Origin of the sequence: Helicobacter himalayensis, assembly GCF_001602095.1 — a bacterium.
GTDB classification, from domain to species: domain Bacteria; phylum Campylobacterota; class Campylobacteria; order Campylobacterales; family Helicobacteraceae; genus Helicobacter_F; species Helicobacter_F himalayensis.
Genome location: NZ_CP014991.1, coordinates 1,711,187 through 1,724,087 on the forward strand (window position 1 = coordinate 1,711,187; position 12,901 = coordinate 1,724,087).

The 12,901-nt window shown below is 40.5% G+C and carries 14 protein-coding genes; 7 read left to right on the plus strand and 7 right to left on the minus strand.

Annotation, left to right across the window (positions count from 1 at the left end):
- The first annotated feature begins 21 nt into the window (after positions 1-21).
- Genes A3217_RS08145 through A3217_RS08155 form a run of 3 tightly spaced genes read left to right on the plus strand, consistent with a single transcriptional unit; the run spans position 22 to position 3,474 of the window.
- Complete coding sequence (locus A3217_RS08145; protein ID WP_066389457.1) at positions 22-879, plus strand: NAD(+)/NADH kinase; 858 nt, start codon at positions 22-24, stop codon at positions 877-879.
- Complete coding sequence (locus A3217_RS08150) at positions 876-2,435, plus strand: DNA repair protein RecN (RefSeq protein ID WP_066389460.1); 1,560 nt, start codon at positions 876-878, stop codon at positions 2,433-2,435. The genes A3217_RS08145 and A3217_RS08150 overlap by 4 nt, the downstream gene beginning before the upstream one ends.
- A gap of 13 nt (positions 2,436-2,448) precedes the next feature.
- Entirely contained in the window at positions 2,449-3,474 is a 1,026-nt protein-coding gene (locus A3217_RS08155) for an ABC transporter permease (protein WP_066389464.1), read from the plus strand.
- Here A3217_RS08155 and A3217_RS08160 read toward each other — a convergent pair.
- The 6 genes from A3217_RS08160 to A3217_RS08185 all read right to left on the minus strand — a co-directional run bounded on the left by A3217_RS08160 (position 3,471) and on the right by A3217_RS08185 (position 9,430).
- Entirely contained in the window at positions 3,471-3,824 is a 354-nt protein-coding gene (locus A3217_RS08160; RefSeq protein WP_066389466.1) for a branched-chain amino acid transporter permease, read from the minus strand. The genes A3217_RS08155 and A3217_RS08160 overlap by 4 nt on opposite strands.
- 1 nt (position 3,825) lies before the next feature.
- Positions 3,826-4,659 carry an AzlC family ABC transporter permease gene (locus A3217_RS08165; protein WP_156471904.1) on the minus strand — a complete coding sequence of 278 codons (834 nt, stop codon included), beginning with the start codon at positions 4,657-4,659 and terminating at the stop codon, positions 3,826-3,828.
- A gap of 18 nt (positions 4,660-4,677) precedes the next feature.
- Complete coding sequence (gene argS / locus A3217_RS08170; protein WP_066389469.1) at positions 4,678-6,312, minus strand: arginine--tRNA ligase; 1,635 nt, start codon at positions 6,310-6,312, stop codon at positions 4,678-4,680.
- Positions 6,312-6,551: a twin-arginine translocase TatA/TatE family subunit gene (gene tatA / locus A3217_RS08175; protein ID WP_066389471.1), complete on the minus strand. Its 240-nt coding sequence runs from the start codon at positions 6,549-6,551 to the stop codon at positions 6,312-6,314. The genes argS and tatA overlap by 1 nt, the downstream gene beginning before the upstream one ends.
- Before the next feature lie 75 nt (positions 6,552-6,626).
- Entirely contained in the window at positions 6,627-7,262 is a 636-nt protein-coding gene (gene gmk, locus A3217_RS08180) for a guanylate kinase (protein WP_066389472.1), read from the minus strand.
- Complete coding sequence (locus A3217_RS08185; RefSeq protein ID WP_066389473.1) at positions 7,259-9,430, minus strand: midas domain-containing protein; 2,172 nt, start codon at positions 9,428-9,430, stop codon at positions 7,259-7,261. The genes gmk and A3217_RS08185 overlap by 4 nt, the downstream gene beginning before the upstream one ends.
- 80 nt (positions 9,431-9,510) lie before the next feature.
- On the opposite strand from A3217_RS08185, the gene A3217_RS08190 reads away from it, so the two are divergent.
- A complete protein-coding gene (locus tag A3217_RS08190; RefSeq protein WP_231860234.1) occupies positions 9,511-10,113 on the plus strand; it encodes a phospholipase D-like domain-containing protein in 603 nt (200 codons plus the stop codon).
- A 12-nt stretch (positions 10,114-10,125) separates the two neighbouring features.
- Here A3217_RS08190 and recO read toward each other — a convergent pair whose 3' ends face one another.
- Entirely contained in the window at positions 10,126-10,740 is a 615-nt protein-coding gene (gene recO / locus A3217_RS08195) for a recombination protein RecO (RefSeq protein WP_066389474.1), read from the minus strand.
- Between the two features lie 72 nt (positions 10,741-10,812).
- Between recO and A3217_RS08200 the strand changes: the two genes are divergently transcribed.
- Genes A3217_RS08200 through rlmH form a run of 3 tightly spaced genes read left to right on the plus strand, consistent with a single transcriptional unit; the run spans position 10,813 to position 12,888 of the window.
- Entirely contained in the window at positions 10,813-11,562 is a 750-nt protein-coding gene (locus A3217_RS08200) for an inositol monophosphatase family protein (protein WP_231860235.1), read from the plus strand.
- Positions 11,563-11,591: 29 nt separating this feature from the next.
- Positions 11,592-12,455, plus strand: a complete 864-nt coding sequence (gene accD, locus A3217_RS08205) for an acetyl-CoA carboxylase, carboxyltransferase subunit beta (RefSeq protein ID WP_066389476.1) — start codon at positions 11,592-11,594, stop codon at positions 12,453-12,455.
- On the plus strand, positions 12,430-12,888 hold the full coding sequence (rlmH, locus tag A3217_RS08210; protein WP_066389481.1) for a 23S rRNA (pseudouridine(1915)-N(3))-methyltransferase RlmH: 459 nt from the start codon (positions 12,430-12,432) through the stop codon (positions 12,886-12,888). The genes accD and rlmH overlap by 26 nt, the downstream gene beginning before the upstream one ends.
- Positions 12,889-12,901 lie beyond the last annotated feature (13 nt).

The window sequence follows — 12,901 nt, forward strand, 5'->3', positions numbered from 1 at the left end:
AAGTAGCTAAAGTGAAAAACTATGACGCCTAAGCCTATTAAAAAAATTGGCGTTTTTTTGCGCCCATCTACGCCGGATTTGAAAAGCACCTTTGAAGAAATGCAAGCAAAGTTTGGCGCGCACAATATTAAACTAAAGTTAGATTCCATAAGTGGCGCGATGATTGGCTTTAGGGGCGTGGAGTTTGGGACATTAGTAGAATGGAGTGATATTTTACTTTCTATTGGTGGTGATGGCACGCTCATAGCGATGGTGCGCCGCGCACACGGGAAAAATATCGCGTGTGTTGGGATAAACACAGGGCGTTTGGGATTTTTAACCGCGATTATGCCAAATGAGTTGGAATCTTTTATCCTAGAGCTCAAAAACGCACACTACGAGATAAAAGAACATTTGATGCTAGAATGCAGCATTATCCGTGAGGGTGCGCGCTACTGCACTTTTGGCGCACTTAATGAGTTTCTTATCTCTAAGCAAAGTCTTTCAGGGCTTATTGACATTGAAGCAAAGATTGAGGATTACAGCTTTAATACCTACTTTTGCGATTCGCTTATCATCAGCACGCCTACGGGTTCAACCGCGTATAATATCTCCGCGGGTGGCTCGGTGGTATATCCATATTCAAAAAATATTTTGCTAACTCCAGTCGCGCCACATTCGCTCACACAGCGCCCGCTTATTATTGATAGCTCTATGCGCTTAGAATTTAGCGTCAAAGAATCCGCGCTTCTTATCATCGATGGGCAAGAGAATATCGATATTTTGCCAAAAGATAGAATCTGCATTCAAGAATCCGCGCAATGTGCGTATCTCATCTACCCAAAAGCGCGCAATTATTTTCAAGTCCTGCGCGAAAAATTCAAATGGGGCGAGCTATGATTACGCGTATTTTGATTAATAACTCACCTGCTTTCAAGCTCCTAGAATTGCATCTTTTTAAGGGCTTTAATGTCTTTAGCGGGGCAAGCGGAAGCGGAAAGTCTGTTTTTATGGAATCTTTGCTTGCGATGTTTGGCATTAAAGATTCAAATGCAGATTTAATCGAAATCAACCTTTCGCTTGAGGCACTTGATATTGATTTGGCAGATTATGGGATTTTAGAAGAAGATTCTCAAATCGTACTAAGCATTTTAAAAAAGGAAAAAGTGCGTTATTTTATCAACCATCAATCAAGCTCAAAAAAGCGTCTAAGCGAGCTGGTTGCAGGCTTTGGGAAGCATATTAGCGCGCGTGGGGAAAGCGATGTGAGTGCGCAAAATATTTTAAAAATTTTGGATTCTTTTATCGCGCTAAAAAATCCCAAACATAGTGAAATTTTAGAATCTGTGAAAAGTGATTTTGACGCGCTTGAGAGTGCAAAAAAATCCCTTCTTGCGCTAGAATCTAACCAATCTCAAATCGAAACACTCAAAGAAATCGCGCGCTTTGAAGTGGAAAAAATCACCTCTATCGCACCAAAAGTTGGTGAATTAGACGAGCTTTTAGAGCTTAAAAAAACGCTTTCAAAGCAAGAAAAAATCACAGATTCTATCCAGCAAGTGCGTATGGCGCTAGAAAATCTTAGCTGTGTGGATAGCTTTTTGCAAACAAGCGAGTGCGAATGCGAGGCGTTTTTTGATGGGCTAAGTGAGCTTGAGGCACTGCTAGATTCTAAGCAGCAGCAGTTACAAAGCCTAGAAGAGCTTGATGCGGAGAAGATTTTGGAACGCATTAGCGCATTGAGTGAATTGACGCGTCGCTATGGAAACATAGAGCGCGCACTTGAGGTGTGTAAAGAGCAGCAGGAAAAACTGCTTTCTTATGAAAATATGGATTTTGATAAAAAGGAATTAGAATCTAAAATTGCAAGTCTGCAAACACACCTGCAAGAAAAAAGCACGCAATTGCGCCAAAACCGCGTGAAGGCTCTGCCACAATTTTGCAAAGAGCTTTCAGGCATTTGTGAAGAATTGCGCTTAAAACCACTAGAAATGCACTTGCAAGAAAAAAGCCTAGATTCTAGCGGGAATGATGAGATTATGACGACTTTAGGGAATTCGCAGATTCAGACTTTGAGCTCGGGGGAATACAACCGACTACGTTTAGCGCTTTTGTGTATTGATGTGAGTATTAGTCCGCGCGCTGGCGTGCTTGTGCTTGATGAAATCGATGCGAACCTAAGCGGGCAGGAAAGTGAGGGTGTGGCAAAAATCCTCAAACGCCTTTCACACGCCTATCAAATCTTTGCAATCTCTCATCAGCCACATATGCCAACGCTTGCGGATAATCATTATCTTGTGTATAAAGATGGTGAAAAAAGCGAGGTAAAACTCCTTGATACGCAAGGGCGCATTAGTGAAATTGCGCGTATGATTAGTGGCGCAGAAATCAGCAAAGAAGCGCTAGAGTTTGCCAAAAATGCACTTGCTAAAAGCGGGGTTGTGGATTCTGACTAATTTGGAATAGACAATGAGGGTGATGACGCGATGGCAGAGATTTAAGCACAATAAAAGGGCATATATTTCGCTGTGGATTTTTGGGCTTTTATTTGCTGTGAGTATTCTTGCGCCTTTTTTAGCAAATGACAAACCACTTTTTATTTATCACAATCATAAAGCCTATTTTCCGCTTTTCTTTGACTACCCAGAAATAACCTTTGGAGGAGATTTTGAAAGCTATACAAATTATTTAGATCCCTATGTCAAAGATATTTTGCTAAAAGATTCTCTTGTTATCCGCGCACCCATTCCTTATAGCTTTGAGAGCATTAACTTTGATTTAAACGAGCCTTTTCCCACACCGCCAGATTCTACACATTATCTAGGCACTGATGACAAGTCACGCGATGTGGCTGCGCGCATTCTCTATGGGCTACGCACGTCGATTGCGTTTGGGTTGATTCTCACTTTTTTTAGCGCGGTGATTGGGATTTTTGTAGGCGCGCTACAAGGCTATTATGGCGGGTTTGTAGATTTGCTCGGACAGCGCATTATTGAGGTGTGGAATTCTATTCCTATTTTGTTTGTGATAGTTATCATTTCAAATATCTTGAGCCCAAATTTTTGGTGGATTTTGCTTATTGTGCTGGCGTTTTCGTGGATTAGCCTTTCAAGTGTTGTGAGGGCTGAATTTCTAAAAGGACGCAATCTTGAGTATGTAAAGGCGGCAAAAACATTGGGCTTGAGTGATTGGTGCATTATGTGGAAACATATTTTGCCAAATGCGATGATTTCAAGCATTACCTATATCCCTTTTGTGTGTGCGAGTGGGATTATCGCGCTTGGCAGTCTTGATTTTTTGGGTTTTGGCGTGGGCGCGCAAAGTGCTAGTTTGGGTGAAATCCTCGCACAGGGCAAAAACAATCTCACCGCGCCACACCTTGGAATCAGCGCATTTGTGATACTCTCAATCCTGCTTTCAATCCTTGTATTTATCGGTGAAGGTGTGAGAGATGCCTTTGATGTGAGAATGCAAAATACACTGAAAGAATCTTAAGAAATCATTGTCTCTAGCATCTTGCTTTGGGTTAAAAACATATATACACCCGTGCCACAGAGGATAGCAAGGAATGAAAATCTAGTAAGTAAAAAAAGCACGATGACAACGTTGCTTGCGATGATTTCTTTTAGCGGCAAATGAGGAAGCGCGCTTAGAGTGAGAATATCTTTAAAGCAAAATACAAGCAAGATTCCAATAATCATCGGCGGGGCGAGCCTACCAAGATAAAGCACAAAGTTTGGAATCTTTTTGGCAAAAAGCACAAAAGGCAATGCGCGCGTGGCAAAAGTCCCAAGGGCTAAAGCCAAGATAAATGCACCAAGAGTTAAAGGGCTATCAATCTGCATATTATTTCCTTTTTGCATCACAAAGGACTTTTAGGTCAAGATTCTTATAAATTAGCACCAAAGCAATGCCAATAAAAATCGCTGGCAACAAAAATGAATCCGCCCCAAAAATCCATAAACTAAGCACGCCTATAACAATACCAATCACGCCTAGCCATTTATGCGTTTTAAACTGCTCTAAAAAAATCACAAGAAACACCGCACTCATCACAAATTCCACACCTTGCGTGCTAATGCCATTTTTATGCAAAAGTGTCGCGCTCAAACTCCCGCCTACACAACCAATAACCCAATAAATCTGATTAAGTAGCGCGATAAAAAAGCAATAAAGGGCGTTTTGAGATTCTACTCCATCAATTAATATCCTCTCGCGTGAATAAATCCCGCTTGTCTCCGCCGAGCTTTGTTCGCGCTCATATTTGGTGTTGTTTGGTTGATTAGATTCTAAAGTTTGCAAAGGTTTTTTGAGGTTGAGCAGGGCAAAAGTTTCATCGGTGAGTGTGAAAATCATATAAAATTTTTTCAAACCTTTATACTTACTAAATGCTCCAAGCATACTAATGCCATAAAAAATATGGCGCGCATTGATGACAAATGCCAGCACCACAAGCGCAATAAAATCAAGCCCTTGCGCTAAAAGCTCAACTGCGGCAAACTGCATAACACCCGCATAAATAAACACTGCCATAAAAAACGCACACAGCACTCCATAGCCCTTTTCATCAAGCATAATGCCAAACGCCGCTCCCATAAGCACATAGCCAAGCATAATAGGCAGGCTCGCCAAAAAAGCACTTTTAAAAATCTGCCAACGACTTTGCAAGGCGGAATCCAAGTTTATCTATAAAGATACTTACATTTTTGTTTTTGCGCGTATGCCAATAAGCCCTAAGCCTAACGTAATGCTCTTACTCACCACAAGCAGGGTTTTTAGGATAAACGCGCTTTGTTGGTGCTGCAAAATCGTGTGCGTATTATAAAAACTATGCAAATCGCTTGCGAGATTCTTAAGATACTCACATAACTTTTGGATTTCTCTTTCTTTAAACGCAGATTCTAGTACTTGATGAATTCCTAACGCGTGGAATTGCAAGAAAAGCAAATCCTCTTTTAAGTTTTCCTCTAAAGATTCATATGCACCTTTTGCATTGCTAATCTCTTGTATCCCAAGCCCGCTTTTTTCAATAAGCGTGTGGATTCTGGCATTTGCATAATTGATATAAAAAATCGGATTGTTAGAATCTTGCGCGCTTAGTGTATCGACATCAAATTCTAAATGCGTATCCACACGCTTAGTCAAAAACACAAAGCGCAACGCCTCCGCACCAATATCAGCTACGACATCTTTAAGCAAGATGAAATTCCCCGCGCGCTTGCTCATTTTGTAATTTTGCCCGTTTTTACTCAAAGCCACCATTTGTGAAAGTAGCACTTCTAAGCGCGCGCTATCATAGCCCAAAAACTCGATTGCTGCTTTCACACGCGGGATATAGCCATGATGATCCGCACCCCAAATGTTGATATAACGCGAAAAATTGCGCTCAAATTTGTCATTATGATAAATAATATCGCCCGCCAGATAAGTAGGCTCGCCACTCTCACGCACGATAACACGATCTTTTTCATCGCCTTTTTGTGAGGACAAGAGCCAAGTTTTACCTTCTCTTACCTCCACACCGCCATTTTGCACTAATTTTCGCAAAGTGCTATCCCAACGCGAAAATAGCGCCTTTTCACTCACAAAATTATCAAAACTTATATTGAGTTCTTGCAAATTTTCCTTAATCTCTTCAAGCATCAAATCCTTAGCAAACTCGCTTAAGCGCGCAATAGATTCTTTGTTTTCAAAAATGCTTGCGCCAAATTTTTCAAGTGCTAACTTCGCAATATCCACAATATAAAGCCCCTTGTAATACTGCTCTGGATAGCTTACTTCCCTGCCTAAAAGCTCGTTTCCAGCCAAAAACACAGAAAGTCCGAGTACTTCAATCTGCGCACCCGCGTCATTTATGTAGTATTCACTCACAATCTTATAACCCAAAAACTCCCCAATGCGCTTCAAGCTATCACCATAAATCGCACCCCTTGCGTGCCCTATGTGAAGCGGACCTGTGGGATTAGCACTAACAAATTCAAGCAAAATAGATTCTGCCTTTGGCGTATGTGAGATAAAATAGTCGTTGTCAAGCGCCTTTTCACAAAGAGAATCTAAAAATTTTTCACTCAAGGTAAGGTTAATGTAGCCATTAAGCGCCTGAACTTTGCTAAATTCCTCACATAGTGAAAAAATCTCCGAAAGTTCGCTAGCAATAATATTTGGGGCTTTGCGTAAAGGCTTTGCAAGCAAAAAAGCGATAGGTGTGGCAAAATGTCCGAGGTTTTTTTGCTTTGGGCGTTCAAGCGGGAGAGAAATAGGCTCAAGCCCAAGCGGAGAAAAAATCTTTGTGAAAAGTAGGTTCTCACAAAGCGTTTTGATATGTTGATACATCAGTCTTCTTTTTTGGATTCTGTCGTGGTTTTAGTTGTTTTTGGTTGTTGCTCGTTTTGAGTGATTTTTTCGGTGGTATTTTGCACCGCGTCTTGTTCCTCATCTTCTTTGATGGCTTTTTTGAAGTTTTTCACACCACTTCCTAAACCTTTCATAAGCTCTGGAATCTTCTTCCCTCCAAAAAGCAATAAGACTATAACTAAGATTATAACTACTTGCCAAACGCTTGGTGGTGTCATTTCCTCTCCTTTGTGTGTGATTTGTGGGATTATTTAATTGCTAAAAGTGCGCCATTATAACAAAAAAGCCACAACTTAATTCCAATTTTTCAACAACTCATCATTCTGATTTGTATTGCGATACAAAAGGCTTGTGGCAATGCTAACAATGGCTTGTGTGGCACTTTTAATATCATCATTGATGATGAGATAATCAAAATTTTGTAAATGCTGCATTTCACTAAACGCCTGCATAAGGCGAAATTCTATTGTTTGCGCGTCATCGGTTTGACGCTTTTGCAAGCGATTTTTGAGAATCTCCTTATTTTTTGTGGTGATAAACACAGACTTCGCATTTGCCCCAAAATACTGCTTTATATCCCTATGCCCCTGCACATCGACATCAAAAATCACTAATTTTCCAGAATCTAGCGCATTCATAATAGGCTCTAACGCCGTGCCATAGTAGTTATTATGCACCTGCGCCCATTCTAAAAACTTCCCCTCTTTAACTTGAGCTAAAAATGCTTCCTTATCCACGAAGTGATAATGCACGCCATCAACTTCGCCATCGCGCTTGGGGCGTGTAGTCGTAGAGATAGAAAAATACACATTTGGTATTTTTAGGATTTCATTTGTGAGTGTGCTTTTCCCACAGCCACTAGGACCAGAGATGATTAAAAGCGCGCCATTTACTTGCTGTGGGGGTGTTGTGGTTTTTTTGTCAGTCATTTATGTTTATCCTTAAAGCTGATATTTATCGTTACTTCTAAGCCATTTAAAAGCTCTTTAGTCTCGCTACTTTGGATATTTTGCAGGCTTTGAGAGATGGTTTTATTAAGAGAATCGCTAAGCTCTTGAAGCACATTTTGGTGGGCTTGCATTTCTTTAGGAAGCGTGATTTCATCAATTTGCATATCGTTAGAATCTTTGGAATCTGGTATGTTTTCCGCACTTGCCACGTCTGCAAAGTCTTGTGCGTCTTTTGCGCTTTCATCAATCGCTTCGCCTAAGGCTTGGCGCACTTCATTTTCGCTTAGAGATTGAAAATCTTGCGTGGATTTTGGCGCAGATTCTATAAGTTCTTGGCTTTCCTCTTGTGCGTTTTGTGTGTCCAAATCCGCTATATCATCATTTTGCGTATGCGATTGCTCATCTTGTGCTGCATTTTCTAAATGTGGTGCAAGCTCATCAGGCAGGGCATCGCTCACTTCCAAACTCTCATTTTCAAGCGATTGAATTTCTGCTGTGTCTAAATCGCCTAATGAAGTCGTATCGACTTCAAAAATTTCAGAATCTTGCGCATTTGGCTCATCTAAAGATTCTTTTTTGCCCTCATTATCGGCTTTGTCATCATCGCTAATTTTCTCATCATTTATCTCATTTTTATTACCTTGGCTTGTTTGGGTGGGTTGTGCTTGATTCTCATCTTGTGTGAAAAATGCCTCATTAGATTCTGTAAATTCTGCTAAATCGCTACTCTCTTTAGAATCTTCAAAATCCTCTAGTTCGGCTTTAAAATCATCTAGGCTCGCCATTCCCAAATCCTCGCCTAATTCCAAATCATCAAATTTATGCGCTTCAAGCTCCTTACCATCATCAAGCGTATCAGTTGGGATTTCCAAACCATCAAGATTAATATCCTCCAGTCCAAGATCTAGGGATTGTAAGTTTTCATCTTGCGGGCTTGTTTGGCTTTCATCTGCACTCTCACTTTGCGTGTTATCTTGTAGCTCTGCTGGCTGGCTTGGGCTTTCAATCTCATGGAGCAAGTTGCTTACTTCACTCAACTGCGCAGAATCTAATACTTGCAGGGATTGCGTAGGTGCAGAATCTGCTTCCTCTAAGCTTAGGTTTTCTTCATCTAAGTTCTCTTGTTGCGCAATCTCTTGCGGTTGTTCTGTTTCTTGTGGTTGTGCTATCTCTTGAGCTAGTCCAGATTCTGAGCTTTCCAAATTATTTTCTTCACCTCTTTGCGTGTCTAAACTTATCGCCCCTTGCAAATCCTCCGAATCTAAATCCTTATTATCCTCTAAAATATCACCAAGCCCTAAATCCAAATCCTCTAAATTTATTTCATCAGATTCTGTATTCTCTGTGCTTGCTTGCGTGCTTTGCTCACTATCAAGTGCAGCTTCATCAAGCCCATCTACACGTGCAAGCAACGCATCTAAATCCTCCATCGGGCTACCTTCATGACGTTCATTTTCACTAAAGTCAATAGAATCTAAGTCAATTTCCTTTTTCTCTTTCTCATTTTTTTCAGATGTTGCAAGGTCGGGTGTTTGTAGCGAGCTAAGCTCGTCCAATTCCTTATCATCTAGCACTTCTAAATCTAAATCACCTAATAAATCTTGCGTGTCGATTTTTTCGCTTTTCTCCTCTTTATCCTCGCTAGGCTCGTGCGATTCTGCGGTTTCAAGGTTGAGTTCTTTTGAAAGTGCAGAAAGATCACTCAAAGGCTCGCTAGATTCTTGAGATTGCAAGCTTTGCGATTCTTGTTCTTGCGCCTGCTCTTGTGGTGTTTGCTCTTGTGCTTCTTGTTCTTTTTGGTTTGATGTATTGAAATGCTCTTTTGTCTGTAATTTCGCTATTTCTTGCAAAATAATATTTAGCACATTCGTTGGGATAAATGGCTTTTTTATATACTCACTAAAACCACTTGGCATACTCTCACTCTTGGAGTAAATCAAGCACGCGCGACGCCCTTTGATAAGCGCATCAAAAGACTCTTTTTCCAAATTGTAGCAATCATCATCAGCGATAATATAATCATATTGCTCCATATCGCCTACCTGCTTTGCCTCGCTCACGCTGACAAGCTCTACATTTGCCTTCTGTGCGGTAACCTCAACGAGCTTTTGGACTATTTGGTTGGTGTTGATGAAGAGTATTTTCATATTTGGCTAACCTTTTTCTTAAAGCATTTTCGTGTATTATAGCTAAAGTGCTTTTAATTTTTTAGTAAAAAAGGAATGCAATGTTTGGAAAGTTTTTTGGAATGGTGATTTTTAGCGCAATTTTTGTATGTGCGCCAAATTTGGCTGAAAATTTAGCTAAAAAGGCAGATTCTCAAAGCATAGTGTATTCTAAAAAAATAGCAAATACCCAAAATAATGAGCGACTTTTTTTTATGCCTTTTGAGCAAAAACAAGCCCTAAATGCGCTACTTTCTAGCTTCAAAAATGCGAAGCAAAGCATACAAGTTTCAATTTACAGCTTCACAAATAAAGAAATCGCTAAAGCGCTCAAAGACGCGGCTGCACGCGGGGTAAAGGTAGCAATCATTTATGACAAAGACTCAAATGCTAAAAACAAAACCTCCACAATTGGCTATCTTGCAAAATACAAAAATATCTCAGTCTGCCTTTTAGAAGGGCTTAATGCAGGTAAATACAAAGGCATAATGCACCAAAAAATGGCAATTGTGGATTCTAGGCTTCTTGTTTTGGGTTCGGCAAATTGGAGCAAAAACGCATTTGAATACAATTACGAAACTTTGCTTTTTAGCGATAATGCAGAATTTGTGGCAAAAGCAAGTCGCACGTTTGCCATAATGGCGCAAAAATGCCAAGCGTTTTAAAAAATATCTAAATTAAAACCCAAGACACAGAATCTGCCAAAGTTTTTCCACCTCGCTATCTTCTAGCCCAATCGTGCTTGCTTGTTGCAAGAATCTTAAGATTTTTTGCTTTTCAAATCTAGCACCCTGCACGCATTTTGTGTGTGCAAATAAAAAAGCTCTGCCAAGTGTAATTTCAGAATCTAGCGCCTCCTCACACACAAAGCATTTATCCTCTTCTCTCAAACGCCCCTCAAAGGACAAAAGCTGCGCATAAGATTCTAAAAGTGCGCGTAGTGGATTTTGTCGCTCAAGCTTCCTTGCGCTTTTTTGCAAAAGCTCATAATAAAACGTCTCTATTTCGGATACTTCATACAAATGACGCTCTAAAAGCTGGATAAATTTCTGCCAAATAAACACACGCTCATATTCCCTCTCCCACAAATGCGCTAGATGCAAAATATTGCGCGCTTGTGGCAAATACACGCCCTCTATTTTTTGCTCAAAGTCAATTTTATAGCCAAGTGCGATGGTGCTATGTCGCGCCCCATAGAATCTATAAAAACTGCTAAGATGTGATGATGTAAGGATTTTCAGCACTACATCTTCATTTTTTGCTGGGGTGATTTTGAGTATATAGCCCTGCATACGCGCCTTTAAAAAAGTAAGATTTTATGAAAAGTATTTTACAATGCCTAAAATTTATTCTCAAGGTTTGGTATGAAAAATCTTTCAAGTCCGTTTTTTATGGGCTGTGTAAATGCTAGCAAAGAGATCATCACAAAGCTTAATACAAAAGAACAGGCACTTTTTACCAAAGGCACAAGGGGCAATGGCGGGGATATTAGCATAGGTGCGGATTTGATAAGTGAAGAGATTTTCAAGCGCACATTTTTGCCTTTATGCAGTATAGATTCTGAAGAAAGTGGCTTTATACAAGGTGGGAGCAGTGATATTTTGGTGCTTGATCCCCTTGATGGAAGTGATAATTTTCTTTCGCACATTCCCTACTATGGTGCGTCTTTGGCACTTTGTGATGAAAAAAGAGAGGTTAAAGAAGCAGCAATTATAAACTTTTGCACCCAAACAATGCTTTTTGGCAACACGCAAGGCACTTGGGAACTCTCGCTAAATGCGCCTAAATCCGCACAAGAGATTCTCAAATACGATACGCAATCCCCAAAATGTGGCGTGTTTGAAAAAGCCTATTCAAATCCACTTTTTGCATCAAGACTAAAAGAAAATGGCTTGAAATTCCGCTCACTTGGTGCAAGCGCGCTTTCACTTAGCCTTGCGCATAAAGTAAAATTTATGCTTTTTTTAGGCACGATTAGGGAGTATGATTGCAAGGCAGGATTGTTTTTGTGTAGAGATTTGTATATTTCACACACGCAAGATTCTCTACTTGTAAGCAAAGATAAGCAAACTTTTGCTATCATCACGCAACTTTTAAATCAACAGCAAACTTAAGGCTTTTAGGGCTTTAGTAAGGATTTATAATGTCATTTAGCGATTTTTTCAAAACAAAAAAAACTGAGCCACGAGCCCAAAATTCCGATGCACCATCACACTGGATAAAATGCCCAAGTTGTGGGGCGTTAATGTATTACAAAGAGATTTTTTCACAATCTCATGTCTGCCCCAAATGTAACTACCACTTCAGAATCTCCGCAAGCGAGCGTATCGGGCTTTTATGCGATAGTTTTAAAGAATTCGATAAAGAATTGCGTCCGATTGACCCATTAGAATTTGTCGATAAAAAAAGCTACAAAAAGCGCATTCAAGAAGGTGAGGCAAAAACAGGCAGGGCAAGCTCAATCATTGCTGGAGAGGCATTTATAAATGGCTTAGGCGTACAATTAGTGGTGTTTGATTTTGATTTTATGGGTGGTTCTTTGGGGTCAGTTGAGGGTGAAAAAATCGTGCGTGCGATAAATCGCGCCATCACCTCACGCCAAGCACTTATCATCTGCTCTACAAGCGGTGGCGCGCGTATGCAAGAATCTACCTTTTCTCTTATGCAAATGGCTAAAACTTCCGCCGCACTTAATAAACTAAGCGAGGCAAAGCTTCCTTTTATCTCTGTGCTTTCAGATCCGACATTTGGTGGCGTGAGCGCGAGTTTTGCATTTTTGGGTGATATTATCATCGCAGAGCCGGGTGCAATTATTGGCTTTGCTGGACCGCGCGTGATTAAGCAAACTATTGGCGCGGATTTACCACAAGGATTCCAAACAGCGGAATTTTTGCTCGAGCACGGGCTCATTGATATGGTGGTGGAACGCAAGGATTTGAAAAAAACGCTTTTTGACCTTTGCAAATTTTTGACGCAAAAAAATGAAGTGCAACCTGTATTGTATTAGTCGGGCAGATTCCGAGATTGAAGCAATGGTTGGGGGCTTTATAATGAAGATTCGAGGTTTTGGTGTGAAGCTTAATGTGATTGATATTTTCACACCCGCCATTGCCAAAGCACAAAAAATCTCCGCCCAAAAAGCTCAAGAATCTTACACCAATGCGCTAAGCCCCTTTATCAAACCGCACGCACAAAATATCGCCTTGCACCCGCAAGCAAAAATGTTAGATTCTTTTCAATTTTCACAAACTTTTGAAAACAAACAAGAAGTAAATTTTTTCATCGGGGGGGCGTATGGCTTTGAAGAATCCTTTTTGCAAAAACTTAAAACACTTTCCTTAAGCCCGCTCACGCTAAGTCACAAAATCGCAAAGCTTGTGCTGTGTGAGCAGATTTATCGCGCGCTTAGCATTTTGGCAAAACACCCTTATCACAAGTAGTGTTTATCTTTTA

What these genes read in the sequence shown, in the direction of transcription:
- argS (WP_066389469.1), bottom strand. Translation starts at nt 6,312, where the DNA reads ATGTATCAACATATCAAAACGCTTTGTGAGAACCTACTTTTCACAAAG.
- A3217_RS08150 (WP_066389460.1), top strand. Translation starts at nt 876, where the DNA reads ATGATTACGCGTATTTTGATTAATAACTCACCTGCTTTCAAGCTCCTA.
- A3217_RS08185 (WP_066389473.1), bottom strand. Translation starts at nt 9,430, where the DNA reads ATGAAAATACTCTTCATCAACACCAACCAAATAGTCCAAAAGCTCGTT.
- A3217_RS08190 (WP_231860234.1), top strand. Translation starts at nt 9,511, where the DNA reads ATGTTTGGAAAGTTTTTTGGAATGGTGATTTTTAGCGCAATTTTTGTA.
- recO (WP_066389474.1), bottom strand. Translation starts at nt 10,740, where the DNA reads ATGCAGGGCTATATACTCAAAATCACCCCAGCAAAAAATGAAGATGTA.
- gmk (WP_066389472.1), bottom strand. Translation starts at nt 7,262, where the DNA reads ATGACTGACAAAAAAACCACAACACCCCCACAGCAAGTAAATGGCGCG.
- rlmH (WP_066389481.1), top strand. Translation starts at nt 12,430, where the DNA reads ATGAAGTGCAACCTGTATTGTATTAGTCGGGCAGATTCCGAGATTGAA.
- A3217_RS08200 (WP_231860235.1), top strand. Translation starts at nt 10,813, where the DNA reads ATGAAAAATCTTTCAAGTCCGTTTTTTATGGGCTGTGTAAATGCTAGC.
- A3217_RS08155 (WP_066389464.1), top strand. Translation starts at nt 2,449, where the DNA reads ATGAGGGTGATGACGCGATGGCAGAGATTTAAGCACAATAAAAGGGCA.
- tatA (WP_066389471.1), bottom strand. Translation starts at nt 6,551, where the DNA reads ATGACACCACCAAGCGTTTGGCAAGTAGTTATAATCTTAGTTATAGTC.
- A3217_RS08145 (WP_066389457.1), top strand. Translation starts at nt 22, where the DNA reads ATGACGCCTAAGCCTATTAAAAAAATTGGCGTTTTTTTGCGCCCATCT.
- A3217_RS08160 (WP_066389466.1), bottom strand. Translation starts at nt 3,824, where the DNA reads ATGCAGATTGATAGCCCTTTAACTCTTGGTGCATTTATCTTGGCTTTA.
- accD (WP_066389476.1), top strand. Translation starts at nt 11,592, where the DNA reads ATGTCATTTAGCGATTTTTTCAAAACAAAAAAAACTGAGCCACGAGCC.